The sequence below is a fragment of the Nocardioides sp. GCM10030259 genome (assembly GCF_042666375.1).
GTDB lineage: Bacteria > Actinomycetota > Actinomycetes > Propionibacteriales > Nocardioidaceae > Nocardioides.
In genome coordinates this window covers 527,144-547,696 of sequence record NZ_JBHTDF010000025.1, presented here as the reverse complement: position 1 = coordinate 547,696, position 20,553 = coordinate 527,144, and the positions used below count along the sequence as shown (strand labels likewise).

Sequence of the window (20,553 nt, the reverse complement as noted above, 5' to 3'; positions counted from 1 at the left end):
CGCCTGGGACAGTCACTGACCGACGTACGCCGGGTTGTGGACGTCCATCGAGCCGATGTAGCGCTGCGACTCCACGAGACCCTCGTCGCTGGGCTTCTCGCCCAGGTTGAAGACCCGGTCGCGCTGCTTCGCCCGCATGTCGGGGTGGGCAGCAGAGGGCAGGTCGAGGCCGAGCCGGGCCTGCGTCTCCCGCGGGGTCGTGGTCACCGGGTGGAGCGGCGCGATGCCGAGCATCGCCGGCGCCGCGACCGGGATCGCCTGCGGCGCGAGGAACTGCATCACGACGAGCCGGACCCGCATGCTGGCGGCGAGCAGCCCGTGGAGCGCCTTGACCGGGTACCGCACGGCCAGGTCGGTGAGCCGGCCCTGGCGGATGCCGGCCATCGCCCGCAGGTGTCGGGGGTAGGTCGAGATCACGGCCTTGCGCAGCAGCCAGGTGAGCGGCAGCGAGGCCTTCTTCGCCCGGTCCGACATGTCCGCCGGCAGCGCCGCCTGCAGCGGGAGGATGTAGTTGATCATGTCCTGCGCCGCCTCGGAGCCGGCGAGACGCGGGCGCCACTCGTCGAAGTAGGCGCGCACCTCGTCGCGGGACCTCGGGACCGCGCTGACGTCGGCCGTCGTGAGCTCCGCGGCGCGGGCGCACTCCTGCCAGAACCGGCTCTCCTCCGCCGGCGACAGCTTGCCGGGCCCGAAGACCTCGTAGCACTTCAGGATCGAGTGCCAGGCCGTCATGTGGATCCACAGCTGCGAGTCCGGCCGGTTGGCGTCGTACTCGCCGCCCGTGACGGGGTCGTGTCCGATCGCCTTGGAGTGCACCTTGACCAGCACGTCGGCCGCGCGGGCGGTCTCCTCCGAGCCGCCGAAGGCCACCATCGCGAAGTAGCGCAGGGTGCGGCCGTACCTGGTGCTGGTGCGGTACTTCACCGCGCCCGCCTGCACCACGGCAGCGGCGAGGTTGGGGTCGAAGTGCTCGATCGTGACCGCCCGGGTGAACCCGAGGATGTAGGAGGTCGGGTGGCTCCAGACCTTCCAGGTCACCGAGCCCGGCCCGAAGAAGCCGTAGTCGGCCTGCGGCTCGAAGCGTGCGGCCAAGGTCGTGCGTGACTTGATCCCGAGCATCTGGAAACACCTCATCCTCAATTGCTACACCTCTGTAGATTCAGCAATCTACACCACCGTCATATTGTGGTGCCATGGCCGACCGCGATGCAGGACACCCGAAGCGGCGCTACGCCCCCCGGCTGTCGACCGAGGAGCGCCGCGAGCACCTGCTGGACGCGGCGCTGCACGTCATCGCCCGCGACGGCTACGAGAAGGTCTCGATCGAGGCGGTCGCCCGGGAGGCCGGGGTCAGCCGCCCCGTCGTCTACAGCGCGTACGACGGACTGGACTCGCTCCTCCACGCGCTCCTGCACCGCACACAGCAGCGGGCACTGCACTCCGCGCTCGCCCTGCTGCCGACGGACGACGACGACACCGATCCGCGCACCTGGGCCGTGACGGCCCTCGGCGGACTGCTGGACCTGGTGCAGCGCGAGCCCGACGTCTGGCGACCGGTCCTCGGCCTGACCCGCGACGCGCCGGCGTTCGTGCGGGAGGAGATCGAGGCCACCCGCGTCACCATCCGCGACTACATCGCCGACCGGGTGCGCGCCCGCCTCGCGACCCCGGACCGGCCGGTCGACGCCGAGATCGTCGGCCACCTGCTGATGACGTCGGCCGAGGAGTTCGCCCGGCTCCTCCTCGACGACCCCGTCCGCTACCCGTCCGAGCGGCTCGTCAGGTGCTTCGCCGACCTGCTCGGGGTCGAGGTCCCCGTGGCCAGCGGCGCGGGAACATCCCGGCACTGACGGTGGTTGGCATTTGTGGACGATCCACACCCCTATTACGTCGGAGGCACGGTCCCAGATGAGCAGCGCGTTCACGATGTACACCACTCCCTGGTGCGGCTACTGCCACCGGCTGAAGAGCCAGCTCGACCGTGAGGGCATCGCCTACGACATCGTCGACATCGAGCAGGACCCGACCGCCGCCGGCATCGTGGAGTCCGCCAACAACGGCAACCAGACCGTCCCGACGCTGGTCTACGCCGACGGCACCGCGCAGACGAACCCGTCGCTCATCCAGGTCAAGGCGAAGCTCGAGCAGCTCACCTCCGCCTGACGGTCACCAGCTCCCCGGGAGCTCCCCGCCGTACCAGTGCTCCACGAGTGACCGGCTGATCGAGACGCCGCGCGGCAGCATGATCTCGCCGCTGCCGGCGAGCTCCTTCATCTCGGCGCGCGTGAACCAGCGCGCGTCGCTGAGCTCGTGGTGGTCGACCTCGATCTCGGTGGTGACGGCGCGACCGATGAACCCGAGCATCAGGCTCGCAGGCAGCGGCCAGGGCTGGTTGCCGAAGTACTCGACCTCGCCCACGCGGATCCCCGACTCCTCGGCGACCTCGCGGCGTACGGCGTCCTCGAGCGTCTCCCCCGGCTCGCAGAAGCCGGCCAGGGTCGAGTAGCGGCCCTCGGGCCACGTCGCCCCGCGACCGAGCAGGCAGCGCTCCTCCTCCGAGCCGGGCTCGCCCGAGGTGACGATCATGATGACCGCCGGGTCGGTGCGGGGGAACTGCACGTGCTCGTTGGCGCAGACCAGCTCGTGGCCCGATGCCCGGGGCCGGAGCGGCTCGCCGCAGCGCGGGCAGAAGCGGGTGACCCACAGCCACTCGGCGAGGCCGAGCGCGTGGAAGATCAGCGGCGCGCTCGCGAGGGCGTCGTCGGCCAGGAACGGCAGCAGCCCGCGCAGCGGTGCCCACTGCCCCGGCTCCGCCTTCGACACCTCGGCGTCGACGAGCACCGCGAACCAGGCGTGCCCGTCGTGCTCGCCGAGCAGCACCCGCAGCCCGTCGGGCGCCTCGGACGACGGCACCCAGTCGATGGCGCCGTCGGCCGGCTTGATCCGCGTGCCCGAGACGACCAGGACCCGGGCGTCCGGGTCGGCCCAGTGCTCCTCGAGCCAGGCGTCGTCGGCCCGGTGGCTGCCGGCCCGGTCGTGCGGGTGTGCGGTCAGGCGCTGGTGCTGGTACTCCACGTCACCAAAGGCTAGGCCCGGTCCCGGCACGGTCACTCCGCGAGACCTCACAGTTGACAATCATTCTCATTTCTACTGAGAATCATTCTCATGTTGCTGACTCGATTCCGCCGTGTCCCCGTCCTGCTCGCCCTCGCGCTCGCCGCTCTGTCGACCGGCTGCGCGAACGACGACCGACCCTCGGCCGATCCGCCGGTCGGCACTCCGGAACCACCGTCGGTCCGCTCCGTCGACGACCCGGAGCCGCGGCTCGCGGTCACCTACGACGGCGGTGTGCGCGTGCTGGACGCCACCGACGGCGAGGTGCTCCTGGACGAGGCTCTCGACGGCTTCCTGCGGGTCAATCCGGCGGGCGACGGTCGGCACTTCCTCGTGAGCCGACCGGGCGGGTTCACGCTGCTCGACCTGGGCGCGTGGACGGTCGACCACGGCGACCACGAGCACTCCTACGCCGACGACCCCGCCCTCCTCGACGGGACGCTGCCCGCCGAGGAGCCCGGCCACGTGGTCGCCCACCACGGCTGGACCACGCTCTTCGACGACGGCACCGGCACCATGACGTCGTTCGAGACCCATGACCTCGACGATCCGGAGGAGCTGGAGACCGAGACGGCCACCACCGCGGACCCCCACCACGGGGTCGCCGCGCGCACGCACGACGGAGGCTGGGTGCGCACGGTCGGCACGTCGGAGCAGCGCAACGGCGTCGAGGTGGTCTCCTCCGACGGCGAGGTGCTGGCGGCCAGTGACGCGTGCCCGGGCGTGCACGGCGAGGCGTTCGCGCGGGACGTCGCGGTCTTCGGCTGCGAGGACGGTGCGCTCGTGGTCGACGGCACCGACATCGCCAAGGTGCGGGCTCCCGACGCCTACGGCCGGATCGGCAACCAGGCCGGGCACGAGGACTCGCCGTACGTGCTCGGCGACTACAAGACCGACCCCGAGGCGGAGCTCGAGCGACCGACCCGGGTGAGCGTGATCGACAGCCGCAGCGCGTCGCTGCGGCTGGTCGACCTCGGGACCAGCTACTCCTTCCGCTCGCTCGGTCGCACGCCCGACGGCGACGGCCTGGTGCTCGGCACCGACGGCGCGCTGCACGTCGTCGACGTACGCCGCGCGCAGGTCAGCGCCTCGCTGCCCGTGGTCGCGCGATGGCGCGAGCCGCTCGACTGGGAGCAGCCGCGGCCGACCCTCGAGGTCGTCGGCGACACGGCCTACGTGACCGAGCCCGCGACCCGGCAGCTGCACGTCGTCGATCTCGCCACGATGACCGTGACCGACAGCCACACGCTCGCCGTGACGCCCGACGAGGTCGTCGGCGTGACGGGCTGATGACGGTTTCCGGGTTGGGCGCCCGCTGGCCCTAGGCTCTCGCCAGTGAGCACGCACATCGGCGCCCAGCCCGGCGACATCGCACCCCTCGTCCTCCTGCCCGGCGACCCGCTCCGCGCGAGGTGGATCGCGGAGACGTTCATCGAGGACGCCCGCTGCTACACCGAGGTCCGCGGGATGTACGGCTACACCGGCACCTGGCAGGGCCACCGCGTCTCGGTGCAGGGCTCCGGCATGGGCCAGCCCTCGGCGGCGATCTACGCCAACGAGCTCTTCGGCGAGTACGACGTGCAGTCGCTCATCCGGGTCGGCTCGTGCGGCGCGATGACCGAGCGGCTCGGCGTCCGCGACATCGTGATCGCCTCCGGCGCCTGCACCGACTCGTCGATGAACCGGATCCGCTTCGACGGGCTCGACTACGCCCCCGTCGCCGACTTCGGGCTGCTCCGCGCCGCCCACGACGCCGCGACCGACGCGGGTCTCGACGAGGCCGTCCATGTGGGCCTCATCTACAGCAGCGACTCCTTCTACCCGGCCCGGCCCGAGCACGCCGCCCGGATGGTCGAGTACGGCGTGCTCGCCGTCGAGATGGAGGCCAGCGCGCTCTACACGCTCGCCGCCAAGTACGGCCGCCGGGCGCTGACCATCTGCACGGTGAGCGACCACATCGTCACCGGCGAGGAGACGACGTCGCAGGAGCGCGAGCGGACCTTCGGCGCGATGGTCGAGATCGCGCTCCGTGCCGGGACAGTCACGGGCTAGGGACGTCGAGGCCGTGCCGGAGTCGCTCCAGCTCGGCCTGCAGCCGGCCCACGGCCTCGTCCGTCAGCCAGCGGGCGAACTCGACGTTGTCGACGGCGAGGTTGGGCGGGAGGTTGACCGCCCCGTGCCGCTGCCGCGACCGGCGCCCGAGCAGCCGCACCGGCCACGACCGCTGCGCCAGCCACGCGTGGTAGCACTCCGCGCTGAGCCCGATCGTCACCCACCTGTTGTGGTTGGCGGTGTAGGCGACCGCCCCGCCGAGCTCGGACCAGGGCACCCGGAGCCAGCCGCGGCGGACGTCGATCCCGTCGGCATCGACCGCGACGTGCGGTGACCGCCACGACCCCACCCGGAACAGCTGCATGAACGACATCGTGAACATCGCGAGCCCCAGCGCCAGCAGCAGCCCGCCGACGACCCGTCCGGCGACGTCGGTGAACACCAGCAGCCCGACCGCGATCAGGTCCATCCAGACAGCCACCACGAGGTAGAGCAGGCTGCGGCCACGGCGTACGTCGACGCAGACCCGGCCCGAGCTGCGGAGCTCCAGGCTCCACGCCACGGCCTGGGGGTCCGTCGACACCATGCAGGGGTCGTTCCCGATGCGTCCCGCGCCGAACCCCTCAGCCGGCCAGGACTAAGCGCCGCGCCGTGCGTGTTCACCTCGCGTGGAGATCCTCGACGCGGTCGTGATCGGAGCCGGGCAGGCGGGCCTGTCGGCGTCGTACCACCTGACGCGGCGGGGCATCTCGCACGTCGTCCTCGACGCGAACGTCGCGCCGGGCGGCGCGTGGCAGCACCGCTGGGACTCGCTGACCATGCAGGACGTGCACGGAATCGCCGCGCTGCCGGACGCCGACGCGCCCACCGACGAGGCGGGGCGCGCGAACGCCGTGGTGCCGGCGTACTTCGACTCCTATGAGCGTGACCACGGGCTGCCCGTGCTGCGCCCCGTCCGGGTCGACCGGGTGGACTCCGTCGGCGACCTGCTCGTCGTGCGCTCCGGCGACCGGCACTGGACGACGCGCACCATCGTCAACGCGACCGGCACCTGGTCGCAGCCGCACCTGCCGTGGTACCCGGGCATCGACACGTTCCGCGGCGAGCAGCTGCACACGGTCTCCTACCCCGGCCCCGACCACTTCCGCGGGCGCCGGGTCGTGGTGGTGGGTGGTGGCGCGTCGGCGGTGCAGCTGCTCGGCGAGATCGCGCCGGTCGCCGCTGACACGCTGTGGGTGACCCGCCGCGAGCCGGTCTGGCGCACCGACGACTTCACGCCGGAGCGCGGACGCGAGGCGGTGGCCCTGGTCGAGGACCGGGTGCGCCGCGGCCTGGCTCCGATGAGCGTGGTCAGGGTGACCGGACTCGCGCTGCGCGAGCAGGAGCGGGAGGCCGAGCGGCTCGGGGCGTACGAGCGGCGCCCGATGTTCACGCGCATCGAGCCCACCGGCGTACACCTGCCCGACCCCTCACAGGACGACGGAGTGCTCTGGGCTGCCGACGTCATCCTCTGGGCGACCGGCTTCCGGCCGGCCGTGGCCCACCTCGCGCCGCTGCACCTGCGCTCGGAGCACGGGGGCATCCAGCTCGACCACGCCGGCACGACGGCCGTCGCGGATCCGCGGGTGCAGCTCGTCGGCTACGGCCCGTCGGCGAGCACGATCGGCGCCAACCGGGCCGGACGGGCCGCCGCCCGCGGCGTCGCCGCGTGGCTGACCCGGTCCGATCAGGTCGCGAGCAGCGCCTCGAGCGCCTGACGGTCCGGCAGGTCGTCGGGCTCGACGAGCTCGCCGGTGCGCACGTAGTAGAACGCCGCCCGCACGCTGTCGAGCGGTACGCCGTGGAGCTCGGCCCACGCGACGCGGTAGACGGCGAGCTGGAGGGGGTCGGCGGTGGCGGACCGGTTGGTCTTCCAGTCGACGAGGAGGTAGGAGCCGTCGCGCTCGGCGTAGACGGCGTCGATGCGACCGCGGACCACCTGGCCGCCTCGTCCCTGGCCGCCTCCCTGGCTACCGAGCACGAGCGCGAACGACGGCTCGATCGCGGCCGGCACCCGGTCACCGAAGGGGCCGTCCTCGAACCGCTTCACCAGCTCGCGCAGGTCGGCGTCGTCCTCGACCTCCGCGTCGGCGCGGCCGGGCAGGTCGTCGGGGTCGAGCAGGAGCTGCTGGCCGAAGCGCGCCTCCACCCAGGCGTGGAAGCGGGTGCCGAAGCGGGCCGCCGACGACGGAGGTCGCGGCATCGGCCGGGCCAGGTCGCGCGCGAACTCCTCCGGATCGTCGCGAAGCCTGGCGAGAGAGGTCGCCGACAGGCTGGACGGCAGCGGCACGGCGACGTCCGGGGACCGCTCGCGCATCGCCTCGTCGAGCAGCCGCTCGATCTCGTCGTCCCACTGCTGGATCCGGTCGAGCAGCAAGACGTCCTCGACCGCGTCCGGCGTCGCGGGGTCGGCGTCGCGCACCCAGGCCGCGGCCTCGCGGCGCCGCTCGACCTCGGGCGTGTGGTGGGAGATCGGCCAGGGCAGGTCGGGCGAGGCCTCCGCGAACGGGTTCGGCTCGCCCTTCGCCACCTTCTCGCGCCACTCGTCGGGCTCGCCGCCCCAGGCGGCCATCGCCTCGCGGGTACGCTCGAGGTACGCCGAGGGGCCGAGGCCGTTCTTGCGCGAGGCCGTCCAGCGCCAGCCGGAGACGAAGAGCTGGTGCCGGGCGCGGGTCCAGGCGACGTACCCGAGACGGAGCTCCTCGAGCGCCTCGTGCTCCTTCGCGGCCTTGGCGCGGTCGGCGATGTCGTCCGGCGTGTGGCCGCTGAGCTGCGGGATGTCGCGGGCATCGCCGCGCAGCGCAGCCGGCATGACGAACGGGACGGTCAGCCAGCTCGAGCGGCCGCGGTTGGTCGGGAACTTCTGCTCGGTGACGCCGACCAGGAACACGGCGTCCCACTCGAGGCCCTTGGCACGGTGGACCGTGAGGAGCTTGACCGAGTCGGCCTCCGACGGCGTGGCGACGTCGAGACCCTGCCCGAACTCGTCCTCGGCCTCCAGCCAGGCCAGCAGCGCGGCGAGGGTGACCTGCCCGTCGACGGCCTGGAACTCGGCGACCGCCTGCACGAACAGGTCGAGGTTCTCCCGGCGGGCCGCGGCCGCGGGGCTGACCGAGGAGGCGAGCTCGACGTCGATGCCGGTGGTGTCGACGATCCGGCGGACCAGGTCGAGGATCGGCTCACCGATCGCGGTGCGCAGCCGGCGCAGCTCGTCGGCCAGCAGCCGGAACCGGTCCAGTGCCTCGGCCGAGTAGTCGAGGTCGCCCGGGTCCTCGAGGGCGTCGCAGAGCGAGGGGATCTCGGTCGGGTCGGCGCCCTCGACCGCGGCGCGCAGCTGCGCCTCGAGATCGGCGTACGTCGCTCCGCCGCCGGCGCTGCCCGCCAGCTCGCGGGCGCGGCGGCCGAGCAGCGCGAGGTCGCGCAGCCCGATCGACCAGCGCGGGCCGGCGAGCAGGGTGAGCAGCGCGGCGTTCGCGGTGACGTCCTGCACGAGGGTCAGCGTGGCGACCACCTCGGACACCTCGGGCAGCCGGAGCAGGCCCTTGAGACCGACGATCTCGACCGGGATCTCCCGGTCGCTCAGCGCGTCGAAGACCGCGGCGGCCGACGCGTTGTCGCGGGTCAGCACGCCGATCTCCTTCCACGCGCCGATGGAGGCGTGAGCCTCGAGCACGCGGTCGGCCAGCCAGGCGAGCTCGTCGATGTCGGTCTCGTGCACGATCGCGCGCACCTCGCCCGGCTTCGCGTCCGGCTTCGGCTCGAGCGGCAGCAGGTCCGGGCGTTCGTCGTACAGCTGCGCGGCGAGGTGGTTCGCGGTCGCGAGGATCCGCTCGTCCGAGCGCCGGTTGACGGTGAGCGGGTACGTCGTGCCCGGGCCGTCGTTCGCCGGGAAGTCCTGTGCGAACTCGAGGATGTTGGAGACCGACGCGCCGCGCCAGCCGTAGATCGCCTGGTTGGGGTCGCCGACCGCGGTGACCGGGTGTCCCTCGCCGAACAGCCGGCTGAGCATCAGGGCCTGCGCGACGGAGGTGTCCTGGTACTCGTCGAGCAGGACGATGCGGTACTTCTCGCGCTCGGCCTCGCTGACCTCGGGGCAGTCCTGCGCGAGCCGGGCGGCGAGCGCGATCTGGTCGGAGAAGTCCATCAGCCCGAGGTGCGCCTTCAGGCCGCGGTAGGCCTCGACGAGGCCGAGCAGCTCGGCGCGACGGTCGATCGCGAGGATCGCCTTCTCGTTGCGCTCGCGGTAGGTCTTGCGGTGCTCGGTCGCCATCCCCGCCTCGAAGCGCGGGCGCTCGGCGGCGTCGTACGCCCGCACCTGCTCGGGCAGCACGAGGTGCTCGCTCATCTCGGCGTCGAGCGAGAGGAGGTACTGGACGACGTGCCGCGGGGAGTCGCTGAGCTTCTCGATCGGCGTCGTGTAGCGCTGCACCGCGCGCGCGGCGAGCTGGTAGCGGCTGGCGTCGGCGATCAGCCGGGTGTCCGGCTCGTGGCCGATCCGCAGGCCGTGCTCGCTGAGCAGGTTGGAGGCGTAGGAGTGGTACGTCGCGACGGTCGGCTCCTCGACCTCCTCCTCGTCGTCGGTGAGCGGCCGGGCGCGGTCGGGCAGCAGGCCGGCGTTGCGCAGGCTCTCGCGGATCCGCTGCTGGAGCTCGGCGGTCGCCTTGGTCGTGAAGGTGAGCCCGAGGACCTGCTCGGGGCGGACCCGGCCGGTGGCCACCAGCCAGACGACGCGGGCCGCCATCACGGTGGTCTTGCCGGAGCCGGCGCCCGCGATCACGACCGCCGGCTCGAGGGGCGCGGTGATCGCGGCGAACTGCTGCGCGCTGAAGGTGAAGTCCGCGCCGAGGACGTCGCGCAGCTGCTCGGGGGTGTCGATCGCCCTCATGAGAGCACCGTCCCGGACGCCTTGGCCGGGCAGACCGCCCAGAACGTGCAGCGCTCGCAGTGGGTGCCGGGCCGGGCCGCGAACTCCTCGGCCCGCAGGGCGGAGGCGGCCAGCTCGAGCTGCTGCTCGACCAACCGCGGGCCGTCGCCGGTCGCGGGTGGCTGGTGCTGGACCTTCGGCAGGTCGTCGCCGAGCCGGAGCTGCACGAGCTCGGCGCCACCGGAGGTGGCGGGCCGGCCGACCAGCTCGTCGGCCGCGCCGCTGTCGACGGCGAGCTGGTAGAGCCCGAGCTGCGAGTGCCGCTCGACCTCGGGCCCGGTGGGCGCGTACTTGCCGGTCTTGAGGTCCACGACCACGACGTGACCGTCCTCGTCGAGCTCGAGCCGGTCGGCATACCCGTGCAGCCGGACCACCTGCCCGCCGGGCAGCGTGACCTCGGCCTGCAGCCGCGGCTCGGTCGCGACCACGGTGCGGGCGCCGGGCCGGCGGTGCCAGAGCAGGAACCGCAGCAGCGCCGCCTCGACCGCCTCGCGTTCGCGAGCGGAGGACCACGGCGTGCGGAACTCCATGCGTCCCCACACCTCGTCGACCATCGCCATCAGCGCGGGCATCGGGTCGCCGGTGTCGAGCTCGCCGGACGCGACCTTCTCCGCGATGGCGTGCACGACCTTGCCGAAGCCCTGGCTGGCCGAGCTGACCACCTCTCCCCCGGCCTCGCGCTGGAGGAACCACTGCGCGGGGCAGGTGAGCAGCCCGTCGAGGGCGCTGGCGGAGATCGTGAGCGGCACGTCGTCGGGCCGGACCGGACGGTCCGACCGGGTAGGCGCGCGCAGCCCCCACCAGGTCGCGGGGTCGGCGGTCGGCGCGAGCGGGCGGCCGTGCAGGTCGGTGTCGCCGAGCAGCCGGAGGCGGCGCGCGGCGGCGCGGCGCAGGGGCTCGGGCTGGGTCGGGTCGGCGAGGGTACGGCGCAGCTCGGCGACCAGGCCGGCCATCGACAACGGCCGGCGCGGCCGCCCGACCCGGTGCTCCGGCTCGCGGCCGAGCTCGGTGAGGAACCGGGACGGCTGCTCGCCCTCGTCGTCGGGTGACTGCACCGCGGTGACGACCAGCCGTTGGCGCGCCCGGGTCGCGGCGACGTAGAACAACCGGCGCTCCTCGGCGAGCATCGCGCCCCGCGTGAGCGGTGGCAGCAGCGCATCGCGGCCGATCCGGTCTGCGCCGAGCAGCGAGTCGCGGCGGCGCAGGTCGGGCCAGGCACCCTCCTGCACGTGGGCGACCACGACGAGCCGCCATTCCAGGCCCTTCGAGCGGTGCGCGGTGAGAAGGCGTACGGCGTCGCCGCGGACACCCCGGTCAGCGAGCGTGTCGGCCGGGATCTCCTGCGCGCGAAGGGTGTCGAGGAACGCGCCGATGCTGGTGTGACCGCGCTGCTCCTCGGTGCGCGCGGCCACCTCGAACAGCGCGCAGATCGCGTCCAGGTCGCGGTGCGCCAGCCGCGCGGCGTACCCCCCGGACTGGGTGGCGTGGCGCAGCCGGCGGCCCCAGCCGGAGCCGTCCCACAGCGTCCAGAGCACCTCCTCGGCCGTGCCGCCGTCGGCGGCCTCCTGGCGGGCGCGGGCGAGGAGTACGGCGAGCCGGGCAGCGCGGCGGGAGGGCTCGCCGTCGACCCCGTCGAGCGCGTCCGGGTCGAGCACGGCGCGGCGTACCAGCTCGCGCGGCGCGGCCTCCGGATCGCGGGCCCGCAGCGCCCGCGTGAGCGCGCGGACGTCGGTCGCGTCGAGACCGCCGAGTGGCGAGGTCAGCAGCGCCTCGGCACGATCGGCGCCGACGTAGTCGTCGTCGGCGGTGTCGTGGATGCCGGCGTCCACGACGACCGCGAGCGCGCCGAGCAGCGGGAGCACCGCGGGCTCGCGCACCAGGGGCGTCTCGTCGCTGGCCACCTCGACAGGCACGCCGGCGGCGGCGAGGGACCGGCGCAGGGCGGGGATGCTGCCGCGGCCCGAGCGGACCAGCACCGCCATGTCGGACCAGCGCACGCCGTCCTCGAGGTGAGCACGACGGAGCAGGTCGGCGACGTGCTCGGTCTCGGCGCGCGCGGTGTCGAACGTGAGCACGTCGACGGTGCCCCGGCCGAGATCGTTGGCGGCCGCCTCGGGGTTGCGGAACGCGTCCCAGGCGCCGTGCGGGATCGCGCCGCTGACGCCGATCGAGGCGGCAACGGTGCGCGAGGCGCGCAGCAGCCGGGAGCCGAAGCGGCGGGTGGTCCCGAGGGCGACCACCGGCGCCGGGTCGCCGTCGCTGGTGCGGAAGTCCGCGGGGAAGTCGAGGATGCCGCGGACGTCGGCACCGCGGAAGCCGTAGATGGACTGGTCCGGATCGCCGACGACGGTGAGGTTGCGGCCGTCTCCGGCCAGCGCGCGGAGCAGCGCGACCTGGCTCGGATCGGTGTCCTGGTACTCGTCCACGAACACGTGGGTGAACTGGGCGCGCAGCTCGTCGCGATGCCGCTGCGCCTCGATCACGCCCCGGGCGATGAGGTCCGGGTAGTCGATCGCGGCCTGGTCCCCGAGGACGTCGAGGTACTGCGCGAGGAACAGCCCGGCGGCCTCGAACTCCGGGACTCCCTCGGCCCGGCCCAGCGCGATCAGGTCGTCGGGGTCGAGCCCGCGCTCGCGCGCGCGGGACAGGACGGTGTGCACCTCGCGGGCGAACCCGCGGGTGCCGACCGCGGCGCGCAGCGCGTCGGGCCAGCGCACCGACTCCGGGTTGTCGGTCAGCAGCTCCTGGAGCACGACGTCCTGCTCGGGAGCCGAGAGCAGCCGCAGCGGCGCGGCGTACAGCTCGGCGGGCGCGTAGCGGCGCACCAGCCCGTAGGCGAACGAGTGGAACGTCGAGCTCAACGTGGTCGCCATCGTGCGGCCGACGCGCGCCGTGACGCGGTCGCGGAGCTGCTCGGCGGCCTTGCGGGAGAAGGTCAGGGCGAGGACCTCGTCGGGCCGCGCGCCGCGTCGCTCGATGCGGTCGACGATCGCCTCGACGAGCGTCGTCGTCTTGCCGGTCCCGGGTCCGGCGAGCACGAGCAGCGGCCCGCCGGGGTGGTCGACCACGCGCTGCTGGTGCTCGTCGAGCGTCGGGACCGAGGAGACGACGTCGGGACGCACCAGGTGGTAGGTGGTCTCGGTGGCCGTCATGTGGCCATTCGACCATCCCGCGCCGACATGTCGGGACAATGGGCCTCGTGAGTCACAGGACGGTCGCGATCCTCGCCTTCGACGACATGGAGGTGCTCGACTTCGCCGGGCCCTACGAGGTCTTCAACGTGGCGGGCGAGCTCGGTGAGGGCGAGCCGTTCTCGGTGTTCTCGGTGGGGGTCGGCGAGGGGGCCGTGACGGGTCGCGGCGGGTTCACCGTGCTGCCGACGTACTCCATCGCCGACGCGCCGATCCCCGACCTCGTCGTCGTGCCGGGTGGCGCCGGGTCGCGGACGCTGATGAAGGACGAGCAGGCGCTGTCGTGGGTGCGCGAGCGTGCGGCCGAGGCCGAGCTGCTGATGTCCGTGTGCACCGGCGCGCTCGTGCTGGGCGCGGCGGGACTGCTCGCGGGGCGACCGGCGACCACCCACCACGACGCGTACGACGAGCTCGCGGCCGTCTCGCCGACGACGAAGGTGATCCGCGGCCAGCGGTTCGTGCGCAGCAGCGAGAACATCCTGACCTCGGGCGGGGTCTCGGCCGGGGTCGATCTCGCGCTGCACGTCGTCCAGCTCCTCGCCGGGCGGGAGACGCGGGACCGCGCCGTCGCCGAGATGGAGTGGATGTGGCAATCGTGAGCGCCTCCCGTTGTCACCTCTCGCCGTAGGACCGGTCGGGGCCTCTCGGTAGCGTGCCGGGCATGACCGAGGGACCGCTCTCCGACCTGATCGTGCTCGACCTGACCCGTGCGCTCGCGGGACCCCACGCCGGCATGATGCTCGGCGACATGGGCGCACGCGTCATCAAGGTCGAGTCGCCCGCCGGCGACGACACCCGTGGCTGGGGCCCGCCGTTCGTCGGCGAGGGCGACGAGCGCGAGTCGACGTACTTCATGTCCGCCAACCGCAACAAGGAGTCGCTCGTCCTCGACCTGAAGTCGGACGAGGACCGCGAGGTGCTCGCGCGGCTCGTCGAGCGGGCGGACGTGCTGATGGAGAACTTCCGGGTCGGCGTGCTCGACCGGCTCGGCTTCCCGGTGTCGCGGCTGCACGAGCTCAACCCGGGGCTGGTCGTGCTGTCGATCACCGGGTTCGGGCACGACGGCCCGGAGGCGAAGCGCGCCGGCTACGACCAGATCGCGCAGGGCGAGGGCGGCCTGATGTCGATCACCGGCACCGAGCAGCCGACCAAGGTGGGCGTGCCGATCGCCGACCTGATCGCCGGGATGAACGGCGCGTTCGGCGTGCTCGCCGCGCTCCACGAGCGCACGAGCACCGGCCGCGGCCGGGTCGTCCGGACCTCGCTGCTGGCCGGCATGATCGGTGTGCACGCCTTCCAGGGCACGCGGTGGACCGTCGCCGGGGAGGTGCCCGGTCTCGCGGGCGACCACCACCCGTCGATCGCGCCGTACGGGATGTTCGCGACGGCGTCCGCGCCCGTGCAGATCGCGTGTGGGTCGGAGGGCCTGTGGCGCGCACTGTGCGGAGCCTTCGGGTGGGACGCGGCCGAGGACGGCTTCGCGACGAACGCCGACCGCGTCGCCAACCGCGCCGACCTGATCACCCGCATCGAGTCGCTCTTCGCGACCGAGCCGGCGGAGCACTGGCTGGCGCTGCTCTCCGACGCGGGCGTTCCGTCGGGCAAGGTGCGGTCGATGGATGACGTCTACAGCTGGGACCAGGTGCTCTCGCAGGGCCTGCTGCTCTCGGTCTCGCACCCCACGCAGGGTGACGTGCAGCTGCCGGGCTCGCCGATCCGCTTCGACGACAACCCGTTCTCCGGCGGGCGGTCGTCGCACCTCGCTCCCCCGACGCTGGGTCAGCACGACGAGTCGATCCGGGAGTGGCTCGACTCCTGAGCCCGGCTCAGCCGTTGGCGACCTCGAGCAGCACGTCGGCATGGCACGGCAGGCCGGGCCGGCACCAGCAGGCGAGGTCGCGGCCGGCGAGCTCACGGCGTACGTCGTCGACGGTGAAGTCGAGCCGGCCCGCGAGCAGGTCGTCACGGTAGGCGTCCACCGACGTGCGGTGGGCCTCGGTCGTGTGCTCACGCACCGGGTGCGGGTTGCCCCAACGGCTCGGCCGGGCGACGACGACCGCCCCGGGCGGCTTGCGCCAGCCCTTCCGGCGCTTGAGCTGGATCCGTCGCGGCACGCCCGAACCTCCTGGCTGTTGGGCCAAAGCCGGAACTTCCGGGGCAAAGTCATGCCCCGGAAGTTCAGGTTTCCCCGGCTCACCGGGGAAACCGACAGCCGATCAGCCCAGGTCGACGATCGCGGCGACCGGGCCGCCGCCGTCGGGGCCCTGGTGGGCGGCGGAGACCGACACGAAGACGGCCGGGTCGCCGGTGACGGCGGCGGTGACGCCGCCGACGCAGGACTTGATCTGGCGGTGCCAGTGCACGTCGGAGTCGTCGAGCATCGCGTTGCGGCGGCCGCGGACCTCGCCGTCCTGCGAGGCCTCGCACTTGAGGAAGACGTTGACCAGGCGGCCGTCGAGGTCGGCGGTGCGCGGGCGCTCGGGCAGGTCGAGGCCGGCGTCCTTGATCGCCTCCCAGATGCCGTCCTGGTCGAGCGCGTCCTTCATCACCGAGTGGCCGATGCGGTAGCGGCCGCCGACGCCCGGGGCGTTGCCGACCACGACCACCTGGGCCTGGTCGAGCTCGACGCCCGACGAGCACGAGGCGACCGAGGAGTACAGCGAGCGGTCGTGCATGACGTCCTCGTCGGACGGCATGTCGATCTCGCCGAGGGCGACGGCGATGCCGAGTGCGGTGCAGCCGTTGGAGAGGTCCATCGACTCGTGGGTGTGCTCGGTCCACACGGTCTTGCCGCGCGACTTGGCGTCGCGGATGGTGTGGATGGTCAGCAGCGGGGTCTTGGTCTGGACGTAGTGCACGTCCTTCGGGTCGGTGATGCCGGCCCGCTCCATCGCGACCTTCACCGCGTCGGCGACCTTGGAGACCATCGCGGTGCGGCCGATGTCCTCGGGCGCCAGCTGCTCGCTCATCGCGAAGCCGACGGTGAGCCGCGGCTCGTCGGTCGGCTCGGCGTCGACGGTCGCGAAGATCGTGGCGTGGGGGCTGATCACGCCGTCGGTGCCGCCGGACCACACGATCGGGACCTGCTTCACGGCGTCGGCGTCGGCGCCCTTGTCGACCAGCACCTCACGGAACGCGCGGTCGGCGATGATCCGCGTGTAGTCGTTGACGCCGCCGTTGCCCTCGGTCTTGCCGATGATCGCGATCACGCGCGAGGCCTCCATGACCCCGTCGTCGATCAGCTTCGCGAGCTCGCTGGCGTCGGCGACCGAGTGGATCGGGACCTTGCGTACTTCGATGGCGCTGGGCATGGAGCTCCTCTTTCCTCGTGGGTGCTTCAGTTCGGTACGACGACGGTGCCGGCGACGGCGGTCACCGCCTCCGAGATGTGGGTCAGGTCGGTGATGACGGCGCGCGAGCCGCCCCGCTCGACGAAGCGGCAGGCGGCGTCCACCTTCGGGCCCATCGAGCCGCTCGCGAAGTGGCCGTCGGCGGCGTACCCGCGCATCTCTGCGGCCGTCACGACGCCGACGTCGCGGGCCTCGTGCGTGCCGTAGCCGAGCACGGCGTGCGACACGTCGGTGCCGATCACGAGCACGTCGGCCTCGACCGCCCGCGCCATCAGCGCCGCGCCGAGGTCCTTGTCGATGACGGCCTCGACGCCGTGGAACGACCCGTCCTCGCCCTCGACGACCGGGATGCCGCCGCCGCCGTTGGCGATGACCACGAAGCCGGCGTCGACCAGGGCCTGGGCCGCCGGGGCGTCGACGATGCGGATCGGCTCGGGCGAGGCGACCACGCGCCGCCAGCCCTTCTCGCCGCGGTCCTCCCAGGTCTCGCCGTGCTCGATCAGCACCGCCGCGTCCTCGGCCGGCAGGAACCGGCCGATCGGCTTGGTCGGGTGCTCGAAGCCCGGGTCGGAGGCGTCGACGAGCGTGCGCGTCACGACCGCCGCCGTACGCCGGTCGATGCCCCGGCGTCGCAGCTCTGCGTCGAGCGCGTCCATCAGCACGAAGCCCAGCGTCGCCTGTGTCTGCGCGCCGCACCAGTCCAGCGGCACCGGCGGCACGACGGCCGCCGCCAGCTCGTTCTTGACGAGCAGGTTGCCGACCTGGGGCCCGTTGCCGTGCGTGATCACGACCTCGACGTCGTGCTCGAGCAGGTCGGCGACCGCGGCCATCGCGACCCCGGCCGCGGCGATCTGGTCCTCCGGGCGGGCACGCCCGTCGGCGTTCGTCATGGCGTTGCCGCCGAGCGCGAGCAGGACCCTCATGGGTCGAACCTAGTGACCGGGGACACCAGGGGCACCGTGCACGACGACGAGGGCTGCCCGGAATCGCTGGCAACTGTTGCCAGAAATGGCCGACGCCCGGGGCGGTCAGCGCCCGCCGGCGACCCGCAGCGTCGTGCCGGTGACGTACGACGCCTCGTCGCTCATCAGCCACCCGACGGCGTCCGCGACCTCCCGGGGTTCGCCGGCCCTGCCGAGCGGCACCAGCGGTCCGACCCGGTCGACTCGCCCCGGCTCGCCGGCGTCGGCGTGGATCGTGGTGCGGACGATGCCCGGCGCGACGCCGACCACCCGCACGCCGTCACCCGCCACCTCCTGCGCCAGCCCGATCGTCAGCGCGTCGACGCCGGCCTTCGCGGCGGCGTACTGGACGTACTCCCCCGGCGAGCCCAGGGTCGCCGCGCCCGAGCTGATGTTGACGAGCACGCCGCCGGCGCCGCCGTACGACGTGCCGAGCGTGCGCACCGCGGCCCGGGCGACGAGCAGCGCGGCGGTGAGGTTGAGGTCGACGGTCGCGGCGATGATCTCGGCCGGGGTCTCGGCGAGCCGGCCGAGGTGCAGCGTGGCGCCGGCGTTGTTGACGACCCCGGTGAGCCGGCCGTGGTCGGCCGCTGCCGCGAACAGCCGGTCGACGCCGTCGGGATCGGTGAGGTCGGCACGCACCACGGCGCACCGGGCGCCGGCCTCCTCGACCGCGAGCCGGGTCTCCTCGGCGGCACCGTCGTCCCGGGCGTGGCCGAGCACGAGGTCGTGGCCGTCGCGGGCCAGCCGCAGTGCGATCGCCGCACCGATGCCGCGGGTGCCGCCGGTGACGAGCGTGAGTCGGCGCATGGGCGCAGTCTGTCAGCAGCACACCTGCCCCGCGCGCCGGGCGGAACGTCGCGCTTCTCCCCAGCTTTGGGTAAACGGGGGCACATCCCGAAGGCGCCCTCGAGCGCCGCCGATGGACGCAGCATGACCCTCCTGATCACCTCCCCCACCCCCACCGCCCCTGCGACCACGGTCAAGGAGATCGTGACCCTCCACCCCGACACCGACGTGTCGATGCAGCTCGCGCTGCTCGACGCGATCGAGGAGACCCTGCGCGACCAGGGCGTCGACCGCATCTGGATCGACCGTGCCAGCACCCAGCTCGTCGTGGTCGCCGAGGTCCGGGCCGCCTAGGGCTGTACGCCGTGCAGCCGGGCGTGCAGCGCGCGCACCTCGGCCTCCAGCTGCGGAGCCGGGCCGTCGACGGGTACGCCGGGGGCCACGTCGCCGACGGCCAGCGGCCGCACCGGGCCGGGCGGCACGCCCCACTCGGCCAGCCAGCCGACCAGCTGCTCGGTCGAGACGGCGTACACGATCCGGCCGAGCCCGACCCACGCGTGCGCGGCCGAGCACATCGCGCAGTGCTCGCCCGACGTGTAGACCGTGCAGGCGCCGCGCAGCTCGGCCGGCAGGTTCTCGCCCGCCCAGCGCGCGATGTCGAACTCGGGGTGCCGGGTCTGGTCGCCGCCCTTCACCCGGTTGCGGTCGGCGTACAGCACCTCGCCGGCGCCCGACACGAGCACCGAGCCGAACGGCTCGTCACCGTCCTCGAGGGCCTCGCGGGCCAGACGGACGCAGGTGCGCAGGTGGCGGAGGTCGGTGTCGGAGAGCGTCACCCGTCGAGTCTCACACCTCCGCGCGCTCCATCGCTGCAGCGGACGGGAACTGACCTGATCCTGCGGTTGACTGGAGCACGACATCCCCACCGGACTGAGGAGCGTGCCATGGACTTCAGGATCGAGCTCGTCCCGATCACGGTCAGCGACGTGGACCGGGCGGTCGCGTTCTACCGCGACGACGTCGGCTGGACGGTCGACCACGACCAGCGCGTCAGCCCGGAGCTGCGGTTCGTGCAGGTGACGCCGCCGGGCTCGGCGTGCTCGTTCTGCTTCGGCACGGGGCTCGAGATGCTGCCGGAGGGCACGGCGCAGTTCATCCAGGTCGTCGTCGACGACGCCGACGCGGCCCTCGCGTACCTCCGGGACCGCGGCGTCGAGTGCGAGGGCGTCGACGAGCAGGCGTGGGGCCGCTTCGTCACCTTCGCGGACCCGGACGGCAACCAGTGGGCGCTGCAGCAGCTGGTCCGCCCCGGCGCCTGAGCTACTCCCGCCCCAGCAGCGCACGCAGCGGGAGGGTGCCGACCGGCAGCCCGTGCCGGTCGTAGTAGCCGAACATCGCGCTCAGCCACGCGTGCGTGCCCGGGTCCGGGATCCGCTCCGCCACGATGCCGGCCTCCTGGGCGAGCTCGCGCACGGTGGTCCGGCGCGTGGCGAGCTCGTACGTCGCGCCGTCGTGGCCGTCCTCGAGCAGCACGGTCGCGGCGGCCGCCCCGAGGTCGGCCAGGTCGAGCAGGCCGAAGGGCGCGTCCACGTCGTACGGCACCCGGACGGCCGGCCCGGACAGGTCGAGGTTCTGCAGGTAGGCGCCGGGCTGGAGGATCGTCCACGCCAGGCCTGAGGTGCGCACCCGCGTCTCCGCGACCGCCTTGCCGAGGTGGTGCGGCATCTGGGGCACGTACGGCGACGCGACCGAGTGGTAGACGACGCGGCCGACGCCCGCGACCGCCATCGCCGCGAGCGCCTCGCCGACGTGGCTGGGCTCGTCGGGGTGGAGGTTGGGGGCGATCAGGTACGCCGCGTCGCAGCCGTCCATCGCGTCCGGCAGCCGGGGCCACTCGCGGCGCCCGAGCGGCACCGCCTTCGCGCCCCGCTCGGCGAGGGCGGCCACGACCGCCCGGCCCGTCTTCCCGTTGCCGCCCAGTACGGCGATCCGCGTCATGCGCGAGAGCCTAGGAGACGCCTAGGGCATGCCTCCCAACTCCCGGCCTGCTGCGCGCCGCCCATCACGCACTCTCGCGGCGTTGCCGTCGCTCGAAAGACGACCCAGTCTGCCTTCGCTCCGGCGCCTTGCGA

At 73.3% G+C, this 20,553-nt stretch carries 20 protein-coding genes; 9 read left to right on the top strand and 11 right to left on the bottom strand.

Annotation, left to right across the window (positions count from 1 at the left end; translation table 11 throughout):
• Positions 1 to 12: 12 nt before the first annotated feature.
• A complete protein-coding gene (locus ACFQQI_RS22070) occupies positions 13 to 1,134 on the bottom strand; it encodes an oxygenase MpaB family protein (RefSeq protein ID WP_378568620.1) in 1,122 nt (373 codons plus the stop codon).
• A gap of 59 nt (positions 1,135 to 1,193) precedes the next feature.
• Here ACFQQI_RS22070 and ACFQQI_RS22065 point away from each other — a divergent pair, with 59 nt between their 5' ends.
• Both ACFQQI_RS22065 and ACFQQI_RS22060 read left to right on the top strand, forming a co-directional pair.
• A complete protein-coding gene (locus tag ACFQQI_RS22065) occupies positions 1,194 to 1,850 on the top strand; it encodes a TetR/AcrR family transcriptional regulator (RefSeq protein WP_378568618.1) in 657 nt (218 codons plus the stop codon).
• Between the two features lie 58 nt (positions 1,851 to 1,908).
• The gene (locus ACFQQI_RS22060) at positions 1,909 to 2,163 is read left to right on the top strand and encodes a mycoredoxin (protein WP_378568616.1); all 255 of its coding nucleotides are present in this window, start codon (positions 1,909 to 1,911) and stop codon (positions 2,161 to 2,163) included.
• A gap of 3 nt (positions 2,164 to 2,166) precedes the next feature.
• On the opposite strand, the gene nudC is transcribed toward ACFQQI_RS22060, so the two are convergent.
• On the bottom strand, positions 2,167 to 3,075 hold the full coding sequence (gene nudC / locus ACFQQI_RS22055; protein WP_378568614.1) for an NAD(+) diphosphatase: 909 nt from the start codon (positions 3,073 to 3,075) through the stop codon (positions 2,167 to 2,169).
• Positions 3,076 to 3,165: 90 nt separating this feature from the next.
• Here nudC and aztD point away from each other — a divergent pair, with 90 nt between their 5' ends.
• Positions 3,166 to 4,404: a zinc metallochaperone AztD gene (aztD, locus tag ACFQQI_RS22050; RefSeq protein WP_378568612.1), complete on the top strand. Its 1,239-nt coding sequence runs from the start codon at positions 3,166 to 3,168 to the stop codon at positions 4,402 to 4,404.
• A gap of 45 nt (positions 4,405 to 4,449) precedes the next feature.
• The gene (gene deoD, locus ACFQQI_RS22045) at positions 4,450 to 5,166 is read left to right on the top strand and encodes a purine-nucleoside phosphorylase (protein WP_378568610.1); all 717 of its coding nucleotides are present in this window, start codon (positions 4,450 to 4,452) and stop codon (positions 5,164 to 5,166) included.
• On the opposite strand, the gene ACFQQI_RS22040 is transcribed toward deoD, so the two are convergent.
• Positions 5,156 to 5,752: a hypothetical protein gene (locus ACFQQI_RS22040; protein WP_378568608.1), complete on the bottom strand. Its 597-nt coding sequence runs from the start codon at positions 5,750 to 5,752 to the stop codon at positions 5,156 to 5,158. The genes deoD and ACFQQI_RS22040 overlap by 11 nt on opposite strands.
• A gap of 82 nt (positions 5,753 to 5,834) precedes the next feature.
• Between ACFQQI_RS22040 and ACFQQI_RS22035 the strand changes: the two genes are divergently transcribed.
• Positions 5,835 to 6,923, top strand: a complete 1,089-nt coding sequence (locus ACFQQI_RS22035; protein WP_378568606.1) for an NAD(P)-binding domain-containing protein — start codon at positions 5,835 to 5,837, stop codon at positions 6,921 to 6,923.
• Here ACFQQI_RS22035 and ACFQQI_RS22030 read toward each other — a convergent pair.
• Both ACFQQI_RS22030 and ACFQQI_RS22025 read right to left on the bottom strand, forming a co-directional pair.
• On the bottom strand, positions 6,893 to 10,090 hold the full coding sequence (locus ACFQQI_RS22030) for a UvrD-helicase domain-containing protein (RefSeq protein WP_378568604.1): 3,198 nt from the start codon (positions 10,088 to 10,090) through the stop codon (positions 6,893 to 6,895). The two genes, ACFQQI_RS22035 and ACFQQI_RS22030, sit on opposite strands and share 31 nt — an antisense overlap.
• Positions 10,087 to 13,281, bottom strand: coding sequence for an ATP-dependent helicase (locus ACFQQI_RS22025; protein WP_378568602.1), 3,195 nt, complete (start codon positions 13,279 to 13,281; stop codon positions 10,087 to 10,089). Before ACFQQI_RS22025 ends, ACFQQI_RS22030 begins: the two co-directional genes overlap by 4 nt.
• A 38-nt stretch (positions 13,282 to 13,319) precedes the next feature.
• On the opposite strand from ACFQQI_RS22025, the gene ACFQQI_RS22020 reads away from it, so the two are divergent.
• Complete coding sequence (locus ACFQQI_RS22020; protein WP_378568600.1) at positions 13,320 to 13,919, top strand: DJ-1/PfpI family protein; 600 nt, start codon at positions 13,320 to 13,322, stop codon at positions 13,917 to 13,919.
• A gap of 62 nt (positions 13,920 to 13,981) precedes the next feature.
• Positions 13,982 to 15,139, top strand: coding sequence for a CaiB/BaiF CoA transferase family protein (locus ACFQQI_RS22015; protein WP_378568599.1), 1,158 nt, complete (start codon positions 13,982 to 13,984; stop codon positions 15,137 to 15,139).
• Between the two features lie 7 nt (positions 15,140 to 15,146).
• Here the strand turns inward: ACFQQI_RS22015 and ACFQQI_RS22010 are convergent, their stop codons facing one another.
• From ACFQQI_RS22010 to ACFQQI_RS21995, 4 genes are all read right to left on the bottom strand, one after another.
• A complete protein-coding gene (locus tag ACFQQI_RS22010; protein WP_378568597.1) occupies positions 15,147 to 15,434 on the bottom strand; it encodes a DUF4326 domain-containing protein in 288 nt (95 codons plus the stop codon).
• A gap of 102 nt (positions 15,435 to 15,536) precedes the next feature.
• Positions 15,537 to 16,631: a ring-opening amidohydrolase gene (locus tag ACFQQI_RS22005; protein ID WP_378568595.1), complete on the bottom strand. Its 1,095-nt coding sequence runs from the start codon at positions 16,629 to 16,631 to the stop codon at positions 15,537 to 15,539.
• A gap of 26 nt (positions 16,632 to 16,657) precedes the next feature.
• The gene (locus ACFQQI_RS22000; RefSeq protein ID WP_378568593.1) at positions 16,658 to 17,593 is read right to left on the bottom strand and encodes a carbamate kinase; all 936 of its coding nucleotides are present in this window, start codon (positions 17,591 to 17,593) and stop codon (positions 16,658 to 16,660) included.
• 105 nt (positions 17,594 to 17,698) lie between these two features.
• On the bottom strand, positions 17,699 to 18,442 hold the full coding sequence (locus ACFQQI_RS21995; RefSeq protein WP_378568591.1) for an SDR family oxidoreductase: 744 nt from the start codon (positions 18,440 to 18,442) through the stop codon (positions 17,699 to 17,701).
• Between the two features lie 123 nt (positions 18,443 to 18,565).
• On the opposite strand from ACFQQI_RS21995, the gene ACFQQI_RS21990 reads away from it, so the two are divergent.
• Positions 18,566 to 18,775, top strand: coding sequence for a hypothetical protein (locus ACFQQI_RS21990; RefSeq protein WP_378568589.1), 210 nt, complete (start codon positions 18,566 to 18,568; stop codon positions 18,773 to 18,775).
• Here the strand turns inward: ACFQQI_RS21990 and ACFQQI_RS21985 are convergent.
• A complete protein-coding gene (locus ACFQQI_RS21985; protein ID WP_378568587.1) occupies positions 18,772 to 19,257 on the bottom strand; it encodes a nucleoside deaminase in 486 nt (161 codons plus the stop codon). The two genes, ACFQQI_RS21990 and ACFQQI_RS21985, sit on opposite strands and share 4 nt — an antisense overlap.
• Positions 19,258 to 19,365: 108 nt before the next feature.
• On the opposite strand from ACFQQI_RS21985, the gene ACFQQI_RS21980 reads away from it, so the two are divergent.
• Positions 19,366 to 19,740: a VOC family protein gene (locus ACFQQI_RS21980; protein ID WP_378568585.1), complete on the top strand. Its 375-nt coding sequence runs from the start codon at positions 19,366 to 19,368 to the stop codon at positions 19,738 to 19,740.
• Between the two features lies 1 nt (position 19,741).
• Here ACFQQI_RS21980 and ACFQQI_RS21975 read toward each other — a convergent pair whose 3' ends face one another.
• Positions 19,742 to 20,419, bottom strand: coding sequence for an SDR family oxidoreductase (locus ACFQQI_RS21975; RefSeq protein WP_378568583.1), 678 nt, complete (start codon positions 20,417 to 20,419; stop codon positions 19,742 to 19,744).
• Positions 20,420 to 20,553 lie beyond the last annotated feature (134 nt).

Bases quoted from the DNA above. Each gene is read 5' to 3' on its own strand.
- ACFQQI_RS22070 (WP_378568620.1), bottom strand. From the start codon at position 1,134: ATGAGGTGTTTCCAGATGCTCGGGATCAAGTCACGCACGACCTTGGCC.
- ACFQQI_RS22065 (WP_378568618.1), top strand. From the start codon at position 1,194: ATGGCCGACCGCGATGCAGGACACCCGAAGCGGCGCTACGCCCCCCGG.
- ACFQQI_RS22060 (WP_378568616.1), top strand. From the start codon at position 1,909: ATGAGCAGCGCGTTCACGATGTACACCACTCCCTGGTGCGGCTACTGC.
- aztD (WP_378568612.1), top strand. From the start codon at position 3,166: ATGTTGCTGACTCGATTCCGCCGTGTCCCCGTCCTGCTCGCCCTCGCG.
- ACFQQI_RS22040 (WP_378568608.1), bottom strand. From the start codon at position 5,752: ATGGTGTCGACGGACCCCCAGGCCGTGGCGTGGAGCCTGGAGCTCCGC.
- ACFQQI_RS22030 (WP_378568604.1), bottom strand. From the start codon at position 10,090: ATGAGGGCGATCGACACCCCCGAGCAGCTGCGCGACGTCCTCGGCGCG.
- ACFQQI_RS22025 (WP_378568602.1), bottom strand. From the start codon at position 13,281: ATGACGGCCACCGAGACCACCTACCACCTGGTGCGTCCCGACGTCGTC.
- ACFQQI_RS22020 (WP_378568600.1), top strand. From the start codon at position 13,320: ATGGGCCTCGTGAGTCACAGGACGGTCGCGATCCTCGCCTTCGACGAC.
- ACFQQI_RS22015 (WP_378568599.1), top strand. From the start codon at position 13,982: ATGACCGAGGGACCGCTCTCCGACCTGATCGTGCTCGACCTGACCCGT.
- ACFQQI_RS22005 (WP_378568595.1), bottom strand. From the start codon at position 16,631: ATGCCCAGCGCCATCGAAGTACGCAAGGTCCCGATCCACTCGGTCGCC.
- ACFQQI_RS22000 (WP_378568593.1), bottom strand. From the start codon at position 17,593: ATGAGGGTCCTGCTCGCGCTCGGCGGCAACGCCATGACGAACGCCGAC.
- ACFQQI_RS21995 (WP_378568591.1), bottom strand. From the start codon at position 18,442: ATGCGCCGACTCACGCTCGTCACCGGCGGCACCCGCGGCATCGGTGCG.
- ACFQQI_RS21990 (WP_378568589.1), top strand. From the start codon at position 18,566: ATGACCCTCCTGATCACCTCCCCCACCCCCACCGCCCCTGCGACCACG.
- ACFQQI_RS21980 (WP_378568585.1), top strand. From the start codon at position 19,366: ATGGACTTCAGGATCGAGCTCGTCCCGATCACGGTCAGCGACGTGGAC.
- ACFQQI_RS21975 (WP_378568583.1), bottom strand. From the start codon at position 20,419: ATGACGCGGATCGCCGTACTGGGCGGCAACGGGAAGACGGGCCGGGCG.